At 35.0% G+C, this 20,107-nt stretch carries 13 protein-coding genes; 11 read left to right on the top strand and 2 right to left on the bottom strand.

Features of this window, described 5'->3' with window-relative positions; translation table 11 throughout:
- Positions 1-2,913 (bottom strand): hypothetical protein, encoded by a 2,913-nt coding sequence (locus K4L44_01840; GenBank protein ID QZE14637.1) that lies wholly within the window; start codon positions 2,911-2,913, stop codon positions 1-3.
- A gap of 509 nt (positions 2,914-3,422) precedes the next feature.
- Between K4L44_01840 and K4L44_01845 the strand changes: the two genes are divergently transcribed.
- The 8 genes from K4L44_01845 (at position 3,423) to K4L44_01880 (ending at position 14,112) form a co-directional block, all read left to right on the top strand.
- On the top strand, positions 3,423-4,631 hold the full coding sequence (locus K4L44_01845; GenBank protein QZE14638.1) for a glycoside hydrolase family 88 protein: 1,209 nt from the start codon (positions 3,423-3,425) through the stop codon (positions 4,629-4,631).
- A 409-nt stretch (positions 4,632-5,040) separates the two neighbouring features.
- Entirely contained in the window at positions 5,041-8,142 is a 3,102-nt protein-coding gene (locus K4L44_01850; protein ID QZE14639.1) for a hypothetical protein, read from the top strand.
- A gap of 5 nt (positions 8,143-8,147) precedes the next feature.
- Positions 8,148-9,653, top strand: coding sequence for a sulfatase (locus K4L44_01855; GenBank protein QZE14640.1), 1,506 nt, complete (start codon positions 8,148-8,150; stop codon positions 9,651-9,653).
- A gap of 32 nt (positions 9,654-9,685) precedes the next feature.
- Entirely contained in the window at positions 9,686-11,092 is a 1,407-nt protein-coding gene (locus K4L44_01860; GenBank protein ID QZE14641.1) for a sulfatase-like hydrolase/transferase, read from the top strand.
- Positions 11,093-11,656: 564 nt separating this feature from the next.
- Positions 11,657-12,871, top strand: a complete 1,215-nt coding sequence (locus tag K4L44_01865; protein QZE14642.1) for an ISL3 family transposase — start codon at positions 11,657-11,659, stop codon at positions 12,869-12,871.
- Positions 12,868-13,068 (top strand): hypothetical protein, encoded by a 201-nt coding sequence (locus K4L44_01870; protein QZE14643.1) that lies wholly within the window; start codon positions 12,868-12,870, stop codon positions 13,066-13,068. The genes K4L44_01865 and K4L44_01870 overlap by 4 nt, the downstream gene beginning before the upstream one ends.
- 181 nt (positions 13,069-13,249) lie before the next feature.
- Positions 13,250-13,459: a hypothetical protein gene (locus K4L44_01875; GenBank protein ID QZE14644.1), complete on the top strand. Its 210-nt coding sequence runs from the start codon at positions 13,250-13,252 to the stop codon at positions 13,457-13,459.
- A gap of 503 nt (positions 13,460-13,962) precedes the next feature.
- Complete coding sequence (locus tag K4L44_01880; protein ID QZE14645.1) at positions 13,963-14,112, top strand: helix-turn-helix domain-containing protein; 150 nt, start codon at positions 13,963-13,965, stop codon at positions 14,110-14,112.
- Between the two features lie 1,594 nt (positions 14,113-15,706).
- On the opposite strand, the gene K4L44_01885 is transcribed toward K4L44_01880, so the two are convergent.
- Positions 15,707-16,723, bottom strand: a complete 1,017-nt coding sequence (locus tag K4L44_01885; protein QZE14646.1) for a LacI family transcriptional regulator — start codon at positions 16,721-16,723, stop codon at positions 15,707-15,709.
- A 330-nt stretch (positions 16,724-17,053) separates the two neighbouring features.
- On the opposite strand from K4L44_01885, the gene kduI reads away from it, so the two are divergent.
- From kduI to K4L44_01900, 3 genes are all read left to right on the top strand, one after another.
- Positions 17,054-17,896 carry a 5-dehydro-4-deoxy-D-glucuronate isomerase gene (gene kduI, locus K4L44_01890; GenBank protein QZE14647.1) on the top strand — a complete coding sequence of 281 codons (843 nt, stop codon included), beginning with the start codon at positions 17,054-17,056 and terminating at the stop codon, positions 17,894-17,896.
- 32 nt (positions 17,897-17,928) lie between these two features.
- Entirely contained in the window at positions 17,929-18,720 is a 792-nt protein-coding gene (locus K4L44_01895; protein ID QZE14648.1) for a gluconate 5-dehydrogenase, read from the top strand.
- A 90-nt stretch (positions 18,721-18,810) separates the two neighbouring features.
- Positions 18,811-20,088, top strand: coding sequence for a DUF4861 domain-containing protein (locus tag K4L44_01900; GenBank protein ID QZE14649.1), 1,278 nt, complete (start codon positions 18,811-18,813; stop codon positions 20,086-20,088).
- Positions 20,089-20,107 lie beyond the last annotated feature (19 nt).

The following is a 20,107-nucleotide window of genomic DNA, read 5'->3' on the forward strand; positions in this document are numbered from 1 at the left end:
TTATTTATTGGTTATTTTTATCTTGTTCAAACGCCCTTTCCAACAGGTAACTTCGAAGTAAGTGTTCGAGTTATTATGTTGAATATGGTGGATCAGATCCTTGTTTTCAGTATTAATATTCCAATATCCCTTTAAGGCTATCTTTATGATCTTTTTTTGTGACTTTTTAGAGGTGATCATTTTTTTATCATGGATATGCAATGATGGATCGGTAATAACAACTTCCTTGCTAAGTGGGTCCTCTCTAATAATAACAAAACATGATTCTGAGACAGAGGATAGAAGGTCGTCTTTACTCGAGGTTCCATGAAAGAATGCATACATTCTTACGTTCTTTTGAGGAATAGAGATTGAAGTACAGTTGCTATCATTTCGCATTACTTCATAAGGCTTTTGCCCTTTTTCGATTTTACTTGAAAGCTCTTTAATATCCGCTTTTTTTGTTTGTGGAACAATAATATACTCATACTTCTGACCTTTGGGAGCATAACCATGATTGATGACCAGAGAACTAAACCTATTTGAAGTCTCTTTTTTTGTCTTGTTGTGTTTTGACTTTTGGATCTTATTTTCGAACTGTAGCTCTGTGTTTTGAGGGAAAATATATCCATTGCTAAGAGGATCCATCATCCATTGTGTCTCTGTTACTGTTCTACTGTTTAGATTTCCGTATTCATTAACTCCATCTTTTTTATCAGTATGAGTTTGGAAGATAGTAGTTTCTGTAGGGTAATCTTTATTATCGTTTTGTATGTTGTTGCCAAGACAGACTAATATTTCATCAAAATAGAATACGCTTTTCATTGCTCTAAATGATGGGGTGAAATTGGGATGATCTTTTTCTTGTATTATTGTTGCAAAGAGACCTACTTGATGATCTAAATTTGCGGATCCAGAGAACGATTCGTTGGATTTTTCCATTAAAACTCCCTTTCTAAAACTCTCGAGTTTATCTAATGGTAGATGAATAGTTGTTGTACCAGGGACTCTATTCCAATCCCAACCTTTCTGAACATATCCACTTCCTTGCAATCCATTCGACATAATCATTAAGCTCCCGTAGCTCTGATATCTCCCATACCTGTTATCTTTGACATATATCTCGGAGCACCATACATCTTGATTATATCCTTTAATGGTTGCTTGCCAATTTTTATGATTTACCGTAGCTAGAGCGTTATAGTTATAGGAGTAAAAACAGTTTTCCGGATAACTATAAGAGTCTATTTTTGCTTGGTCCAACTGTTTGTTAATATTAGAATCATTACCTCCTAGATCGATATACATCCCTGCTATTTCGTTCCATATTTGTTCTTTATTATCCATCGGATTTCCCAAAACAGATATCTCTCCGTATAGTTGAATTGTACCTTTGTTTATTTTTCCTCCTAAAGGATGTCGTCCACTAATACCCAAACTCCAATAACTTTTATTGGTTGAATGAAACAGATTTTTTAATACCAATCCGATATTCTTTCGAGAGTTTTTATTGATTTGGAACTCTGTGTCTTTCATCATTCGAACATACTCTTTAATACCATCCATTCCTCCGATAGTATATGCAGGATAATTTGCTCCGTGATGAAAAACTGTCCCGTCTTCTTTTATACCACCCATCGTTCCAGGGACGAGTTTTAAAGATTGGTCGACCCATCTTTGAATCATTTGATAGGCTACATATCTCTCTTTTTTATCACTGATAGTGCTTGCCGCTATAATCTTAGGCATGATGGTTGTGTTCCAACTATCTACCACACCTTGAAGAGTACCTATTTTTGGAAGGATTCTCATTTCCTGTAATCCTGTCCAATAGCACAACATCTTTTCCACCTCCTCTTTACTCCCTGTTTCAATTAGGTAATCATTCATCAAGAAGATAGATTTAGGATATAAGGTGAATTGATAGCCATAGTGATGATTCGTTCCGATGCCACTACCGTATGCTAACCCTTGTTCCATTAAGTGATCTAAAAGAAGTCTGAATTGTTTTGCACTAGAGATTTCTTTATTATAGTAATAGTCATTGGCATATATGTATAGTACCTTACCTGCATTGTTTAGAATGATTTCACTTGGAGATGATTCATCAAATGATACAAATGGAACCCCAGTAATAGAATTTTTTAGACGACGTATATTCCACTGTTTCATTTGCTCATCTGCCCATTTGATCTCTTTAAGAGATGGTTCTGGCCCTTTACAAATTGCTTTGGTTCTTTTGTATATTGTATTGAGGCTAGCGTCTTGCTGTTTGTCCAATTCTATTGGTTGGACAAGATCACAAGTGTAATGGCTTTCCCAATAGTATAGTGCAGCCCAATGGTTTTCATTCATCAATGGATTTATCCAAGGAAGTTGCATGTCAGGAGTACATCTATCATGTATTCTTCGTTTAGGGAATGCCATTCGGTCAAACCATAATGTACCTTTGTTTCTAGATTTAGGAGCATGTATCACCATTTTGTCGATACTTTTACATGATTTATCACCTTTCATATCTTCTTTGAAACGTATCCAACATGCTCTCCATCCTGTGAAATTAAGGTGATAGTAGAAGTGAAGTTTTTCCTTGTTGTCTTTTGAAAACTCGATTTTAATAGAATCATTTACTGTTTTATCGTTGTATATCCAAGTCATAAAGCCTCCCTTATATCTATTTAGAGCCTGAGTAATCAATGCAGGATTATTGTAGACTAATTTACCTTCATGTGAATTATATTCCCATTTCAATGATCGAAAACCTAGTTTATATCTAGATTTATCTAACCTTATTTTTCCACCATTTTCAGCGGACCAATATGAAAGATCTTTCTTCGTTTCAGTACCTAAATAATCGATATTCATACGATATGTAGCTGAAAATAAAGTGTTGTAGGCAAATATAAACAGAAGTAAAAGTAGTGCTTTTCTCATCCTAATAGATTTAGTGTTTCATGATTTTTTTGTAGTCAATCATAAATATATTGCCAAAAGTCTATTACTAAATAAAATGTGATGTCCCAATGTGATTGTGTGAGTGCAAAGTGTTGATAATAAGGATATAATCAATTTGTCTAATATTGTACATGTACAATATTAGCATTGTTTGTAACAGATGAAATCTTCTCTTCTTTTTTGATCAAGAATCGTCATTCGCTATTTTCTATGTTCAAGGATGGGTAATATTGTTCACAAATAAGATGTATATTCAGTAGTCTCTCCTTTGATCTTCTCTTTATTTTATGGGTTATTGGTGTGTAATGTTCAATATATAAGGATATTAATGTTCAAATAGCTTCCTATTTAGTACCATTTTTCTTTCGTATTCCTAAAGTGATAAGAGTTGCTATATCTTTGAATCTAGAGATGAGAAGATATAGAACTTCTCTTTCTATATAGAGTAATAAAAAGTGAATTTATTAACAAACAACTAAATTATAAAAATGATGATGAAGAATTTGTGCATTTGTGCAGTTGTACTTCTATCACTCGTAGGCTGTAGTACACCAAAAAAGAAATGTGATCTTATTTCTGATAATGTTGATTTTGCAACAAAACAGATTGGTCTAGAGTTCAAAAAGATGGATAGTTTGAATGTGATTCTTAACCCAAGAACTATTTTACCTAATGGTGAGACTCGTTATAATAAGCCTATGCTATGGACAAGTGGTTTTTTCCCTGGTTCTCTATGGTACCTATATGAACTGACTGGAGATAAGGTTTGGGAAAACCGTGCGATGAAAGTGAATAAAACAATCGAAGCGGTTCAGTATAACAAAGATCATCATGATGTTGGTTTTATGATCTACTGTAGTTTTGGAAATGGATATCGTCTAACTGACAATCCAGAATATAAGTCTATTATTATCAATGCTGCAAAGTCCTTAAGTACTCGTTTTCGTCCTAAAGTAGGTTGTATTCAATCTTGGGATGTGAATAGAGGATGGCAAGCTAAAAGAGGATGGCAATGTCCAGTTATTATTGATAATATGATGAACTTGGAACTAATGTTTGAAGCTTCAAAAATTAGTGGAGATAATACATTCCGTGATATTGCGATCAAGCATGCAAACACGACTCTTGATCATCATTTTAGACCAGATTATAGTTCATATCACGTAGTAGATTATGATAGCATTACTGGTCAAGTTAGAAGTCGAGTTACTGCGCAAGGTTTTGCTGATGAGTCAGCATGGGCAAGAGGTCAAGCATGGGCTCTATATGGTTATACTGTATGTTATAGAGAGACTAAAGATCCAAGATATTTAGATCAAGCGAATGCAGTAGCAAACTTCGTATTGTCACATCCTCGACTTCCTAAAGATTTGATTCCTTATTGGGATTTTGATTGTACGGATATTCCAAACACATATAGAGATGCTTCAGCAGCAGCTGTTATTGCATCAGGACTATATGAATTGTCAACATACAATAAAGGAGATGCTCAGGTGAAATTAAGAGCAGCAGCAGATAAAATGGTTGAGAGTCTTTCTTCTGATAAGTATCGTGCAAAACTAGGAGAGAACAACAACTTCTTGTTGATGCACTCTGTAGGTAGTATTCCTCATGGTGCTGAGATTGATGTACCTCTTAACTATGCAGATTACTATTTCCTTGAAGCTCTTGTTCGAAAGAGAGAACTTGAGAAGTAAGATAATTCTATGTTATAACATAAGATTAAATACAAAAGTGGGGTATCTGTTGTTAGATATCCCATTTTTGCTTTGTGTATGTCTTTTGTGTGTGTTGTATTTTAATTTAAATACAGCTAAATGATTCATATAAAATAATAGAGAATCAAGATCATAATCTACTGGATTTGAAGTGATGATTAAAATGAAAGAAATAGTGTATTGGAATTATTCATCATCTTCTATCAGTCCCTTTTTGAACAAGATTGGCGATTCTCTGATGATTTTAGTTAGTTTGTCATAAAAATAGTTAGATATATTGTATTTTAGGAGTTGTCTACAACTAATTTGGGACATCGAAAGATACAATGTAGTACCTTCGTTTATAAGAATTTAATTTAATTGCAACTGTTTAAATAGGAAAACGAATATGAGAAACGATCATCACACAATGAAAAGGCAAAACTTTTTGCTCGTTATCTGTATTCTATTGCTAAGTATCCCTGCTACTTATGCAAGAGAGATTACATATAATGAGTTGTTGTCATTTGAAACTAAGGTAGATGATTCATGGATCACTTCATCTGGCTCTAATTTGAGTATCTCCAAGTATCATTATAAACATGGAACTTCGAGTTTGCAATGGACATTTCTACCTGGGGCCTCTATTGATGTGTCTCATTTAAATATTCCATTGAAATCGAAAGGAAATTTAGAGTCAACATTTGTGTGTTGGGTTTATAACCCACATCCAAATAGAACTGGTAAGATGAGAATTGAGTTTTACAAGTCTGACAATAAATCTTGTTGGTTTGATATGGGAATGAACTTTAAGGGTTGGCGCGCCGTATGGGTAAACTATCATAGAGATATGAAGGGAACTCCTGTAGAAGGTATGGATAAAATGCGTATAGTAGCCCCTTCAAACCAAAAAGGAGTGGTCTATTTCGACCATATGGTTATTTCTGATATGATTGATCATCATTTAGCCACAGGGGATTACCAAGTTCCTTTTGTAAACTATCATGGCACTAAGTCGTGGCAAGTTCTTTTGAGATCTGCTTTGCAAAAACCAACAATTAATAAGCATTCTGTCACTAGCAAAGAGTTAAGCGATTTAAAAGTCATTGACCTTCGTTTTCGTAATATGGTGTATACCCCTTCGTTGGTTACCCCATCTTCATTGGCTCGTTTGAGAAAAGACTATGATTTTTATAACATACATCTGAATGAGGATAAGTCCCTCATTGGACGTCCTTTGTTATTTTCGGATTTCTCCTTAATGTATTCGGAACACTTAAAAGATACCCAATACTATTTCCGAAGTAATAAGATGGATCTCAAATCCTATGTCACTTTAATGTATCGCATATCTTGTGCATACACCAGTGCAGAATCTTTAGATAATGCAAAGAGTGTCCAAAAAGAGTTAGCAACGATGTTTTTGAATCTTCGAACTCATCTGATGGATCAAGGTTTCTGTGAAGGAAGTGGAATGGGGACATTACACAATTTTGGTGAGAGTGCAAAGAATCTTTATTTGTCCTATTTTTTGATGAAAGAGGTACTTCGCTCAAGTCATTCATTAAATCAAGCACAACGTGATCTTGCATGGTTTAGTGGCCTTGGAAATGTATTTCCAGAACCGATTAAAGGTGGCGTGGATATTGAAGCATTCAACACAACTATCATGGGTCGATTGTCTAGTATCCTTTTGATTGAAGATGCTGCTGTAAAAGTACAATATATAAAGAGCTTTGTCCGCTTTTTAAATAATGGTTTATCTTATTCGACAGGACTACTAGATGGAATTAAGCCTGATGGATCTGTATTTCATCATGCAAATAATAACCCTTATTATGCAGATTCAAGTTTTAAAAATGCATGTAGGTTAGTGTTCATCCTTTCTAAAACTGATTTTGCGATCAGTCCGAAGAGTCATGAGAATTTACGTCAATCTCTGTTAAAGATGCGACTGTATTGTAATAAATATGTTTGGCCTTTATCTCTGTCTGGAAGGCACCCTAAAGGGACTGGAAATCTTTCAACTGAGTATTATCGTTATCTTGCTATGGCTGGTGAACCAAATGGAGATAATGATATAGATCCCGAGATGGCTGGCGTGTTTTTACGTTTAGTCGACGATGCCGGATCGGATAGACAGGCACAATATATATTGAAGTATGGCGGAATTTCTGAGACCCCCCCTGTTGGAAACTGGGCCTTAAACTATTCGGCTTTAAGTATTCATAGAAGAGGTAATTGGTTGGTTACAGCACAAGGTCATTCACGTTATTTATGGTCTTCTGAACAGTGTGTAAATGCAAATATATATGGAAGATATTTGACTTATGGTTCCCTAAGTATTATTGCATCCAATAAGGGAAATACTCCAAGTAACTTTACTTCAGGTTTTAGGCAATGGGGATGGGATTGGTCTCGTATTCCTGGAACGACCTCTGTTCATCTTCCTATTGACAGTTTAGAAGCAGATATAAAGAGTGTAGATAAGTTTAGTCAATCAGAGGAGATGTTGCTGTCTGACGAGGCTTTCTGTGGCGGTGCTTCTTTAGATACAATGTATGGTGTATGGGCAATGAAACTTCATGGAAATGCGAAGTATGATGGATCTTTAAGAGCTCGTAAATCGGTCTTCTTTTTTGATGATAAGATTGTCTGTTTGGGTTCTGATATTGAGCAGAAAAACTCACAGTATCCTACAGAGACCACTTTATTTCAGACCTATTTAAAGAAGAAGGATGAGCCTATTGAGCTCAATAAAAAAGAGATTGATAAGTTCCCTTTTGAATGGCACAATGATGTGTCTGAGCGTAAAGATACTTACCTCAAAGATAATGTGGGGAATATGTACTATATCCCTTATAAATATCAAGTAGAAGTTGGAAGAAATCATCAGATCTCTAGAGATCAGTCGAGTAAATATCGTACAGAAAATGATTTTGCTACTGCAGTGATTAGTCATGGTGTGGCTCCGACTTCTTCATCTTACGAATATGTGGTTCTTGTGCAACCAGAAAAGTCGGATGTGAAGCATTTTATGAAGCGTATGCGTTATGATGATACCCATCCCTACTTTGTGCAGCAGAATGATAGAGAAGCACACATTGTTGAGGATCGACTTTCTAAAGTGAAAGGATATGCATTCTTCGTTCGTAATAGAGACATTGATGATGACCTTATTAAGGTAGTAGATATGCCTTGTTTGGTGATGACAAAGAGCTATAAAAAAGAGTTAAAACTAAGTGTATGTGACCCCGATCTTCATCTTTATAATGGTCCAAGTGATGTGGAGTTTGATGAAAAAGGCAACTATGTTGAAAGAAGTGTCTATTCTCGTGATTGGTTTGAAAATCAAAGTAATGAGTCTAAAATAAAGATCACACTTGAAGGCGATTGGACTTTAGAGGGAGGAGAAGGTTGTACCATGCATAGTCTAAATAATGGTAAAACACAGTTGATCTTTATTTGTAAGGATGGTCTTACAAATGAGGTGAAGTTGAAAAAGAATTAGTTAATATGAGAAAAAACATATCTCGAAGAAGCTTTGTAAAGAGTGCAACTGTTGCTACAGCAGGTGCTGGAATTATTTCTAGCAACTTGCTAAGCAGTTGTTCTAAGCATGAGGAGAAGGAGAGGCCAAATGTATTATTTATATTTCCGGATCAATATCGTAAACAGTCGTTAGGATTTTTGAATAATGACCCTGTACGTACTCCAAATATTGATAAGTTGGCAAAAAATGGTGTACACTTTACAGATGCAGTGAGTAATCACCCACTGTGTAGCCCATTTCGTGGTATGTTGTTCTCTGGTAAATACCCACTAAGTAACGGCGTTCAATCTAATTGTCATTCGGGACGAACAAAATATGGTAACTTTTTGAAACCAGATGAGAGATGTTTTTCCGATGTAATGAAAGATTCTGGTTATGCAACAGGTTATCTCGGAAAGTGGCACTTAGATGGACCAACTCCAACCAAACCAGGTGAGCCAAATATTTGGGACTCTTACTGTCCTCCTGGTCCTCATCGCCATGGCTTCGAGTTTTGGTATTCTTATGGTACTCACAATCGACATAATCATCCATACTACTGGATCAATGATGCTAAGGAGAATGAAAAAACGGACGTGAACCAATGGTCACCTGAACACGAAGCGGATGTATTGATTGACTATCTTGAAAATAAAGATGGGAACTTCCGTGACGACAATAAACCGTTTTTTATGTGTTGGGGGATTAACCCACCTCACACACCTTTTACTGAGGTGCCAAATCGTTATAAAGAACGATTTAAAGATTTAACTATTGATTCTGTACTTAATCGTCCGAATGTTCGTAAGACACAAGCTCCTTTCTATAAAGAGACTGGTTTTGGAGATCCTGGAGTGGAGAAAAAACTTAGTCAAGCTAAAGATTATTTTGCTTGTGTTGAGGGAGTCGATGATCAAATAGGTCGTGTGTTGGAAGTTCTTGAAAAACAAGGATTAAAGGATAATACGATCGTTATCTTCTGTTCTGACCATGGTGAGATGTTAGGTAGTCAAGGATTGATGCATAAAAATGTTTGGTTCAAAGAGGCATTCGAGATCCCTTTTATCGTTAGTTGGCCAGGAAAAATTACACCAGGAACAGATAACCTACTTTTGAGTGTTCCTGATATTATGCCAACATTCTTATCCTTTTTAGGGTTAAAAGATCAAATTCCGGCTGGTATAGAAGGGAAGGATTATTCTGCTGTTTTGAGAGGAGAGGAGTTCGATAGACCAAAATCCGCAATGTATTTCTTCGATAAACCTGAAGAAGAGAAAGAGAAACGTCGAGGGGTTAAAACCCATGAATATACTTATGTTGTTGCTTATGATAAACATAGTAAAAAGCATATCTTCTTGTATGATGATATTAATGATCCATATCAATTAACTAATATCGCAGGGCAAAAACCTGAGGTTGAGGCTTCCCTTCATGAAATGTTGGCGCAGCACCTACACAATACGAAGGATTATTTCATTAGTTACATTTAATCAATATTTCCAATATATTTATTTTGCAATAAATGAAGAGAAGAGATTTTATAAAGAAAGGGGCACTTACCGCATCTGCAGTTGGTGTCGCTTCTACAATACAAGGTGCTCCTATCCCTTTCAAGAATAGGAGTAAAACGAAGTCATCTCGTCCAAACATTCTTTTTGTAATGACAGATCAGCAATGTGCTGAAGCAATTAGAGCATTCGGAAATAAGGACTTACATACTCCTTCAATGGATAGAATTGCGAAATATGCAATGAACTTCAAGAAGGCTTATTGTCCTACGCCATTATGTGTACCATCAAGAAGTAGTATGTTTACAGGATTGTATCCACATGAAATTAATGTTCCGATTAATAACCTTAAGGCGGAATGGAATACTACAGAGTATCCTTATATGGGAAATATCCTGAAAACAGCAGGATATGATACTGGATATGTAGGTAAGTGGCATCTACCAGCTTCTCCTAAGGATAAACATATTCATGGTTTTGATTTTATTAAACATGCTAGAGCAAATGACTTAGACCCTGATGTGGCTGAAGCTTCTATTGAGTTTTTAAGTCAAGAAAGAGATAAACCTTTTCTTCTTGTTTCATCTTTTGTAAACCCACATGATATTTGTCAATGGGCTAGGGGAGAAGCGATGAGAAATGATGCAATTGGGGTGCCTCCTAAAGGGGATCAGTGTCCTGAATTACCAGATAACTTTGAGATTCCAGAGTTGGAACCTGATGTGATAAGATATGTTCATTCTTTATCTAAAAGAACTTATCCTACTGATGACTGGAGCGAAAGCAAATGGAGACAGTATCGTTGGGCTTACTATCGTTTGGTCGAAAAAGTTGATGCTCACTTAAAGCCGATTCTTGATGCATTAGAGGAGAAAGATCTGTTAGAGGACACGGTGATTATTTTCACAAGTGACCATGGTGACGGCAATGCGCATCATAAGTGGAACCAGAAGCAAATTCTTTATGATGAAGCAGCGAGAGTTCCTTTTATGATTAGCTGGAAAGGACATACTGAGATTACTGAGTATAATGATCTTCCTATTTCGACAGGAATTGATCTTATTCCAACGATGTGTGAGATTGCAGGTGTTAAAGCTCCTGTCTATATGAAAGGAAAACCATTATTTAAACTTTCTAATGGAGATAGAACTGCTTTTGATAGAGAGTATACGATTACAGAGACAGAGTTCTGCCTTTCTAAAGTTACTTATGGAGTAAAAGGTCGTATGGTTCGCTCTTCTCGTTATAAGTATATCGTATATGAGCAAGGACATTTAAAAGAGCAGTTCTTCGATATGGATAGCGATCCTGGTGAGATGACCAATCTTGCTTACGATAAGAATTATAAAGAGCTTAAGAATAAGCATATCGATGTATTGAAAGAATGGATCAAGGAGACTAGAGATAACTTCCAAATATAGTACGTCTCGTTCTTGCTGTTGTAATATCAAAAAAGTGTGATAATCTCTTCATGTTAGTGGAGGTTATTACACTTTTTTTTGAAGTCAATATTTCGGATTACTATCTATACCAAATACCAATTTGAATTGTATCTCATTTCAACATTTAATTAGGTTATAACTCGTTCATAATTTGGGATTAAGGTAGCTTTTATTCCTTGCCTGTGCAATGTATACAAAGCATCTCTATTCTAAAAAGAAGAAGTCTAAGGCTTCTTAAGAACTGTTATGATCCTCCTTTTATGGATTCTATTTCAAAAAAGATATGAGCCAAAACGACTTGGATTAAATCGAGTTTAAGAGTTAGATTCGTTAGTCTTTGGTTGCGTATTGGATAGGGTTACATTACTATGAGAGTAACTGAAGGGTAATTGAAGAGTAACTGAAGGGTATCCGAAAGCATTAACAAATTATATTTATAGAGAGCTTGTCTCAAAATAATGGTTCTTCCATGAATTGCGTATATGAACAAAAAGACTGGTAAACATATTCTATAGTTATTTCTTATATAAAACGCTATAGACTATGAATACCAGTAGTATATATCATTGTTTAGGATTACAAGACCAGCAATTATTATCCACATCCTATGTTGGAGATACCATCCAACTTAAAGTTAAAACAAAAAAAGACAAACTACGTTGTAGTCGCTGTAAAAGAATGCATGTTATTTGTTGTGGAGTTGTTGAACGTAGTTTCAAGGGGCCAATGATAGGCAAAAAGAAGTGCGTTATTATCATAGATGTTCAACGCCTTTATTGCAAGAAATGCAAGATCGTACGTCAGGAACATTTAAGGTTTGCAAAAGAGCAGAAGTCCTATATTCGATCTTTAGAGAAGATGGTTTTACTTCTCTCTTCTCATATGACGATTCAATCAATCAGTCGACTTTTAGATCTTAACTGGAATATTGTAAAAGATATCATTAAGTCTCACTTAAAATCAAAATATCATTCTCCTGGGCTAAAGGGGGTGAAACATATTGCTATCGATGAATTCGCAGTGAGGAAGGGACATGTATACATGACTTGTGTATATGACTTAGATAAAGGAGTCGTTTTGCATGTAGGGAAAGGTAAAGGTTCCGAATCATTGGTTCCATTTTGGAAACGAATAAAGATCAATAAAGTCCAAATAGAATCTGTTGCTATTGATATGTCAGCTGCCTATATCCTTTCAGTAAAGACCAATGCACCTAAAGCTACTATGGTATTTGACCATTTCCATATAATAAAGAAACTAAATGAGACTATAAGTAAAATTAGAAGAGATCTTTACAACAAAGAGAAGGATAAGGTTATCAAGAAAAGTTTAAAAGGAAGTCGTTGGCTATTGTTAAAGAACCCAGAGAATCTCAACCTTCAGAAAGGGGAAGACTCAAGACTTGAAAAAGTATTAGAAACGAATACCACCTTGTTTTACGCATATTATTTGAAAGAAGAATTGAGGGAATTATGGAATCAAGATAATATTAGAGACGCTTCAAAATTACTTAAACAATGGATAGAAGAGGCAAATGAGACTGAAATCCCTCAGCTTAAGAAAATGGTAGAACTATTGACCAAACACAAAACAGGAATTCTAAATTGGTATAAGTGCAATATCTCCACGGGGCCTTTAGAAGGAATAAATAACAAGATTAAAACCTTAAAAAGACAAGCATATGGCTATCGTGACTTAGATTTTTTTATGTTAAAAATAAAAGCAATGCATCAAGATATATACGCAAAATGTGGATGAACCAAAATAATTTGCCAGTGAAAATTATTTTAAAATATTATTGTGGTATGAAAAAAGAGATGTTCCTTTTAAATGATACATTAAGGATTGTTGGGATGAAAACAAAAATAAATGGTCTAGGAAAGAGATGTTTCATTTCGTTTGTAAAAGTAGAAGATATTTTAAAACTAAAAACATTCTTAACTAGACCACTCTAATCGTTATGATTCTATTGGAACACTAGTTTTATTATCCCCTTTACTCTACCACTCCGAATCTCTTCTTCTTTGTATTACTTAATCATTCTTTCTCTAGTGTATTTGTCATGATGTGTATCGTTAGTTATCCATACAGTTGCCCTCTGTAACATGGGATGACCATCAGTTGTACTATTGTGATTTGGATAGAAATTCGGAATTAACTACTAATTTTTACAACGAAGTTGAAGGATTCGATATAACAGCCTCAAAAGTGAATCTTGGACAGGATTTAATAATACGTGAACTTCAAGAAGAGGATACGGTTGTTGTCATTCTTGTTTCAAATCATAAGCTTCATTACAATACAGAAAAAGATCGAATGGAGGTTTGCAGTGATAGAACTGATTGAATCTATATGTATACCAATAACTCGTCCTCTGATCTATTTATCTCAAAAGAAGTTTGCTTGGATATGATTTCCATTAGATTTCGGTTTGAAGCTTTTGACAAGTGGATTCGAGGACGTTTTCCACATTTAGAGGAGATTATCTTGGATCACACCGAACAGATATTTTTTGAGACTCTTACTCTCGAAATAGAACAGCATTTACGTAACTAGTTTAGTAGTCAGAGTGAAAATGTAGGTTTAATAGGTTTCACTATTGGTCATTGTATTCTCTTGGTATCACAATCTTTCAAAGAGCTAGATAAAAAAGAGTCTCAACCGGCTGTAATTCGGATTAAAAAATATGATCAAGAAGTTATACTGTCTGTAAAGCAGTATCTTATGGGTCAAATTTCGGATGGTCCTTCAATGAAAGAACTAAGTAGTTATTTTGGTCTAAGCTCACAAATACTGCGTACAAATTTTAAAGCAGTTATAGGTTATCCCCTCATCAATTTGTTTTAAGAATGCGTTTTGAGATAGCAAAACGTAAATTATTAACTACAGACGACACGATTGAAAAAATAGCTTTAGATATTGGTTTCTCAGATAAAAGTCATTTTATTAAAGGGTTCAAAAAGTATTTTGGGGTGAGTCCAGGATGTATTCATGAATAGTAGTAGAAACAGTGGATCAAATTTATATCATGAATGTCCTTAACAATCGATTTGTTCGGTATTCATCCATTCATTTGATCAATTAAATGTGTGGATTTTTTGAGTGAGATTAAAAAACAAATGGTTTCGCATAGAGGTATACAACTCTTAAAGCAACAACACAACATAATTAGGAATTGTGCACAACACTAGCGAAACCATTCAAATAGTAGTAATTATATATAATATACTTAGTATATTATGATGTTAACACTACATCTATTATCCCCTTTACATTATAATCACCGTATAGGCTTGAGTTTACCCTACTATTAAAAGTGATTTTTTTTGATAAAAGAATATTTCTTGGAATCAGGAGTCGCTAAACTTATTCTTTAAGTACTTTTGTATATAATTAAGTGGCTTATTCGTGGATAGTTTTTTTGCAATGAGAAGGTGGTCGTGGGATTTAAAGTGATAGTATAAACAAATGGTTTCGCATAGAGGTGTACAACTCTTAAAGCAACAACACAACATAATTAGGAATTGTGCACAGCACTAGCGAAACCACTCAAATAGTAGTAATTATATATAATATACTTAGTATATTATGATGTTAACACTACATCTATTATCCCCTTTACATTATAACTACCGTATTGGTTTAAGTTTACCCTACCCTAAAAGCATTTTTTTTGATAAAAGATTGTTTTCTTTGAAATAGGAGCTACTTAACTACTTCTATTTGTAAAAAGTGGAGTGAATAATTTCGTTTATGGATCTATTTATTCAGAGAGATAGTGGAATGGAGATTTGAAGTGATAGTAAAAACAAATGGTTTCGCATAGAGGTGTACAACTCTTAAAGCAACAACACAACATAATTAGGAATTGTGCACAGCACTAGCGAAACCATTCAAATAGTAGTAATTATATATAATATACTTAGTATATTATGATGCTAACACTACATCTATTATCCCCTTTACATTATTACAACCGAATAGATTATCTTTTACCCTACCCATCATTTGATTTTTTTTTAAAAGATGATTTTTATTTGATTAAGGAGGTCCTATATTGATTGATAAGATAAACATGGTGAATTATACTGTGTTCTTTGTGGATTAATTTATTCAGAGAGACAGTGGAATGGAGATTTGAAGTGATAGTAAAAACAAATGGTTTCGCATAGAGGTGTACAATTCTTAAAGCAACAACACAACATAATTAGGAATTGTGCACAGCACTAGCGAAACCATTCAAATAGTAGTAATTATATATAATATACTTAGTATGTTATAATGTTAACACTACATCTATTATCCCCTTTACAATATAATCACCGTATAAGTTTGAGTTTACCCTACCTTACAAGAGAAAGATTTTTGATAAAAGATAATTTTTCTTTGTTGTAGTAACTCTTAAATCATTTTTTTTTGAGTCTTTACTCCTAATTTTGTTTGAATATTCATTATATTGTGTATTGCAACTAAATTAGGGCTCAAAAAGTTGATTGAGAGTGTTGTATGGTCGGTGTTTTTGTCTTGAAACCATAAAACTGTCTGTTTCTTTATCATCACAAACGGTTTTATGGTTAATGAAAGTATCTTAATTTAGACTTCTTTATTTGATGACTTTCTAATAATTAGATTGATCGGAAGAACAATTGTTTCTAGATTATTAGATGGATACTCTATATTGCGAATTAGTAGTTCGGTAGCTTTAAAGCCAACATCATATCCTCTCTGTTCAATGGTTGATAACGAAGGAGAGATGAGTTTTGCATAAGGCTCATTACTGAAGCCAATGATTGCAAGATCATTTGGAATAGAGATTCCCTTTTTCTCTGCATGTTCTATCAAACTTAAGCAAACAGTGTCGTTCGACGCGAAGATACCATCAGGCCTATTGGGAGTGTCAAGAAGTTTGATTGCAGCTTCTTTCCCTTCTTCTATTGTAAGGTAATTCTCTAACATACCTCCTTCATAGGGTTCCATATTGTGTTTTCTTAAAGCTTTAAGAAATCCTTGAGTACGATTGATATATAAATTAAGGTGTTGTGGTCCGGCAATATGTGCAATTTTTTTACACCCTTGAGATATTAAATGTTCTGCGGCAAGAAATCCACCTTTAAAGTCATCTACGATTACTTTGTTTGACTCAATTTCATCACAAATACGATCGAAGAATACGAGAGGGATTTCTCTCTTGATTATTTTACGGTAATGTTGGTAATCATTTTTAACGAGTGCAATAGATGCAATAATACCATCTACCCCAGCATGTAATAACGTTTCAATGCAACTTTTTTCTTGCTCTTCGTTTTCATTGCTTTGGGTTATAATAACGTTGTAGCCATGTGTTGTGGCATATTTTTCTACCCCATTAATGGCATCAGCAAAGAAGTGCCTGTTTATTTTAGGAATGATCAATCCTATGGTTTTTGTTCTCTTCATGCGTAGTGCTGTAGCTGCAGCATTGGGTTTGTAACCTAGTTCCTCAGCTAGCTCTAAAACTCTTTTTTTTGTTTTATCGCTTATTCTAGAGTTGTTGTTTAAAGCTCTTGATACCGTAGAGCTTGAGATCCCTAGTTTTTTTGCAATATCATGAATCGTAATATTTTGTTCCATATGATGATCTAAGACTGTATTTTATAATTATGGCACTAAATTAAAATAGTGTGAATTTGTGCAACTATTGTACAAATATAGTCTTAAAAGTTCTTTTTAATGCAACAAAGTTGTGCAAAAAGATTTTTTTGCACAACTTTACTCTTGTTATTTTTGTGTTAAGGCGTTGTTAAGTAGTAGTTTATGTTTTACTAGTGTGACTTGGTAGATTTTTTATGTTCTTTAATATGTGAAAAAATTGCGGTAACGATTGCACAAATGTAAATGATTCCTATATCTTTGTGCATATCATATTTGAAATACTATAACATACATTAATATATTAAGAAGATGGCTGAAAACTATAGAGAAGTTTTTGCAACACATCCAAGAGATGCAAAAAACTATGATACGCAAAGATTGAGAGATGAGTTCTTAGTTGAAACAGTTATGAATGAAGATCGTCTTTTCTGGAATTACTCACACTATGATCGTTTGATGGTTGGAGGTGTAGTTCCTGTAAACAAAGAGATTGTTCTAGAAGCTATCGAGCCTCTTAAAAGTGAAAATTTCCTAGATCGTCGTGAGCTTGGAGTAGTTAATGTTGGATCAAAAGGAGTTGTTCTAGTAGATGGTACAGCTTATGAGCTTGATTATAAAGAGGCAATCTATGTAGGAATGGGTTGTAAAGAGATCATCTTCAAAAGTTGTGATTCAGCAAATCCAGCACACTTTTATATGAATTCAGCCCCAGCGCATATTGCTTACCCTACGGTAAAAGTAAGTCGTGAAGATGCGATTGTGATTGAACTAGGAGAGGCCGAGTCGTCAAACCGTCGCACATTGAACAAGCTGATTGTAAATGATACGATTCAAACAAACCAACTTCAGATGGGAATGACAGAGCTTCACCCAGGAAGTGTTTGGAATACAATGCCAGCTCATACGCATAGTCGTCGTATGGAAGCTTATTTCTATTTTGAAGTACCACAAGGGCACTCTATTTGTCATTTGATGGGAGAGCCTCAAGAGACTCGTCACGTATGGATGCAAAATGAGCAAGCTATTTTCTCTCCAACTTGGTCAATTCACTCTGCAGCAGGAACTAGCAACTATACTTTCATTTGGGGTATGGGTGGAGAAAATCTTGCTTATGGAGATATGGATGTTATTGCAACACCAGACTTACGATAATTCAAAAAAGAAATCAATAAAATATAGAACCGATGATTTTAGATTTATTTAGCTTAAAAGGGAAGAATGCTCTTGTGACTGGAGCAACACATGGGCTTGGAATGGCTATTGCATCAGCATTAGGTGAAGCAGGAGCTCAAATTGTAGTAAATGATTTGAATCAAGAAAAGCTTGATACTGCTATTGCTGAGTATAAAGCAAAAGGTATTGACGCAAAAGGTTATCTTTTTGATGTTACCGATGAGGCTGCAGTGATTGCTGCTGTTGATCAAATCGAAGCAGAAGTTGGACCAATTGGTATTTTGGTTAACAATGCTGGTATTATCAAGCGTGTGCCAATGCAAGACATGGAGGTAAAAGATTACCGTCAAGTTATCGATATCGACCTAGTAGGTCCATTTATCATGGGTAAATATGTTGGTCGCAAGATGATTGATCGCCGTGAGGGAAAGATCATTAACATGTGTTCTATGATGAGTGAACTTGGACGTAATGATGTTTGTGCTTATGCATCTGCTAAAGGTGGATTGAAAATGTTGACTAGAAACATGGCTACTGAGTGGGCTAAGTTTAACATTCAAACAAACGGAATTGGTCCTGGTTACTTCGCTACAGCGCAGACAGCACCTATCCGTGTTGATGGTCACCCATTTAATGAATTTATTATCAATCGTACTCCAGCAGCTCGTTGGGGAAATCCTGAAGATCTAGGTGGAACAGCAGTTTTCTTGGCTTCAAAAGCGAGTGATTTTGTGAATGGTCATGTTGTTTATGTAGATGGTGGTATTTTGGCTACTATCGGTAAACCTTCGAATGAAGAGTAACATAAGATTACATAATATAGAGACTAAGGGGTTGACCTCTTAGTCTTTATTTGTTTTGTTTTAAAGTTAATTTTGTAAGTAAGATTGATTATGGTTAGGCTATATAAATATGCAGTTTGGATGTTTGTATTGGTTTTGTTTGGATGTTCTTCAAGTAAAACGAATATTAAATTGGAAAATAAGTTAGATGTAGATCGAGAAGATGCGCCTCTTGTCATGACACGTGCTGAGGTTGAGGGTATTATTGGAAAAGCCTCATCAAGTGAGATGATTCCTGTTGTTTATTTAAAAGAAGAAGCAATACCGTCTCAGGTGGATGATTTGGATAAAGATGGTGCATGGGATGAGCTTGCCTTTTTATATAGTTTTAAAGCCAAAGAGGTTGTTGACTTTTCTATCCGATATGTAGAACGTTCGCAGGTTCCAGCTTTTAAACAAAGAACGAATGTGCGCTTAGGTGTTGGGAATAAGAAAGATGGTTTCAAAGGGGTCGATCATGCTTTTTCTCCAAAAGGTTTTAAAGGAAAACCTCTTCGATATCAGTCTGAGAGTGTTGCTTGGGAGAATGATAAGATGGCATTTAGAAACTATTTTGATATTCGTAATGCAAAAGATCTTTTTGGGAAGTTAACAGATAAAATGATTCTTGATGAGGTTGGAGCAAAAGGGAACTATCATCACCTAAATGATTGGGGGATGGATGTTCTTCATGTTGGTGCTTCTTTAGGTTCTGGAGGATTGGCTCTTTGTCAGAATGATTCATTATATCGTTTGGGAAGTACAGATGTTTTTGAGTTTACACTAGTTTCAAAAGGACCTGTTCGCTCCATCTTTGATCTTGACTACAAAGGGTGGCATGTTGAAAATCGTGATCTTGAAGCGAAAGAGCGTGTGACTATCTGGGCTGGACATTATTGGTTTAAGAGCGATGTGGAAGTTGTGAATGCTGAAGAAGGAAGTTCACTTGCAGTTGGTATTGTTACTTCTTATTTGAAGAAGCCTACTAGGTTAGAGAATACGTCCTCTTTTGTGATTGGCTCTACTTTAGATAAACAGTCTGAAAATAAAGATTGCTTGGGTATGGGAGTGATGATTCCAAAGATTGATTTTATCACATCTGGAAATGCACCTACAGCAAAAGTTTATCCTTTAGGTTCGCCAGAATTTGCCAAAAATAGGTATAGAAAAGCAGTTACTGAAACTTTCTATTTAACCCAGAAGCTATCTGCTAAACCTTCTACTCACTATTTCTTTGCTGTTTGGGAGGAAGAAAATGCAAAATGGGCTAACCATGATGAGTTTGAAGCCATGATGAAGTCTGAGGCATCACGCATCTCTAATCCAATTGTAATTACAAAGAAACAATAACACATATAGAAATAGTTAC

The sequence above is a fragment of the Prolixibacteraceae bacterium genome (assembly GCA_019720755.1).
Classification (GTDB): domain Bacteria; phylum Bacteroidota; class Bacteroidia; order Bacteroidales; family Prolixibacteraceae; genus Halosquirtibacter; species Halosquirtibacter laminarini.

What these genes read in the sequence shown, in the direction of transcription:
- K4L44_01860 (QZE14641.1), top strand. Translation starts at nt 9,686, where the DNA reads ATGAAGAGAAGAGATTTTATAAAGAAAGGGGCACTTACCGCATCTGCA.
- kduI (QZE14647.1), top strand. Translation starts at nt 17,054, where the DNA reads ATGGCTGAAAACTATAGAGAAGTTTTTGCAACACATCCAAGAGATGCA.
- K4L44_01870 (QZE14643.1), top strand. Translation starts at nt 12,868, where the DNA reads ATGAACCAAAATAATTTGCCAGTGAAAATTATTTTAAAATATTATTGT.
- K4L44_01840 (QZE14637.1), bottom strand. Translation starts at nt 2,913, where the DNA reads ATGAGAAAAGCACTACTTTTACTTCTGTTTATATTTGCCTACAACACT.
- K4L44_01895 (QZE14648.1), top strand. Translation starts at nt 17,929, where the DNA reads ATGATTTTAGATTTATTTAGCTTAAAAGGGAAGAATGCTCTTGTGACT.
- K4L44_01880 (QZE14645.1), top strand. Translation starts at nt 13,963, where the DNA reads ATGCGTTTTGAGATAGCAAAACGTAAATTATTAACTACAGACGACACG.
- K4L44_01850 (QZE14639.1), top strand. Translation starts at nt 5,041, where the DNA reads ATGAGAAACGATCATCACACAATGAAAAGGCAAAACTTTTTGCTCGTT.
- K4L44_01845 (QZE14638.1), top strand. Translation starts at nt 3,423, where the DNA reads ATGATGATGAAGAATTTGTGCATTTGTGCAGTTGTACTTCTATCACTC.
- K4L44_01900 (QZE14649.1), top strand. Translation starts at nt 18,811, where the DNA reads ATGGTTAGGCTATATAAATATGCAGTTTGGATGTTTGTATTGGTTTTG.
- K4L44_01865 (QZE14642.1), top strand. Translation starts at nt 11,657, where the DNA reads ATGAATACCAGTAGTATATATCATTGTTTAGGATTACAAGACCAGCAA.
- K4L44_01855 (QZE14640.1), top strand. Translation starts at nt 8,148, where the DNA reads ATGAGAAAAAACATATCTCGAAGAAGCTTTGTAAAGAGTGCAACTGTT.
- K4L44_01885 (QZE14646.1), bottom strand. Translation starts at nt 16,723, where the DNA reads ATGGAACAAAATATTACGATTCATGATATTGCAAAAAAACTAGGGATC.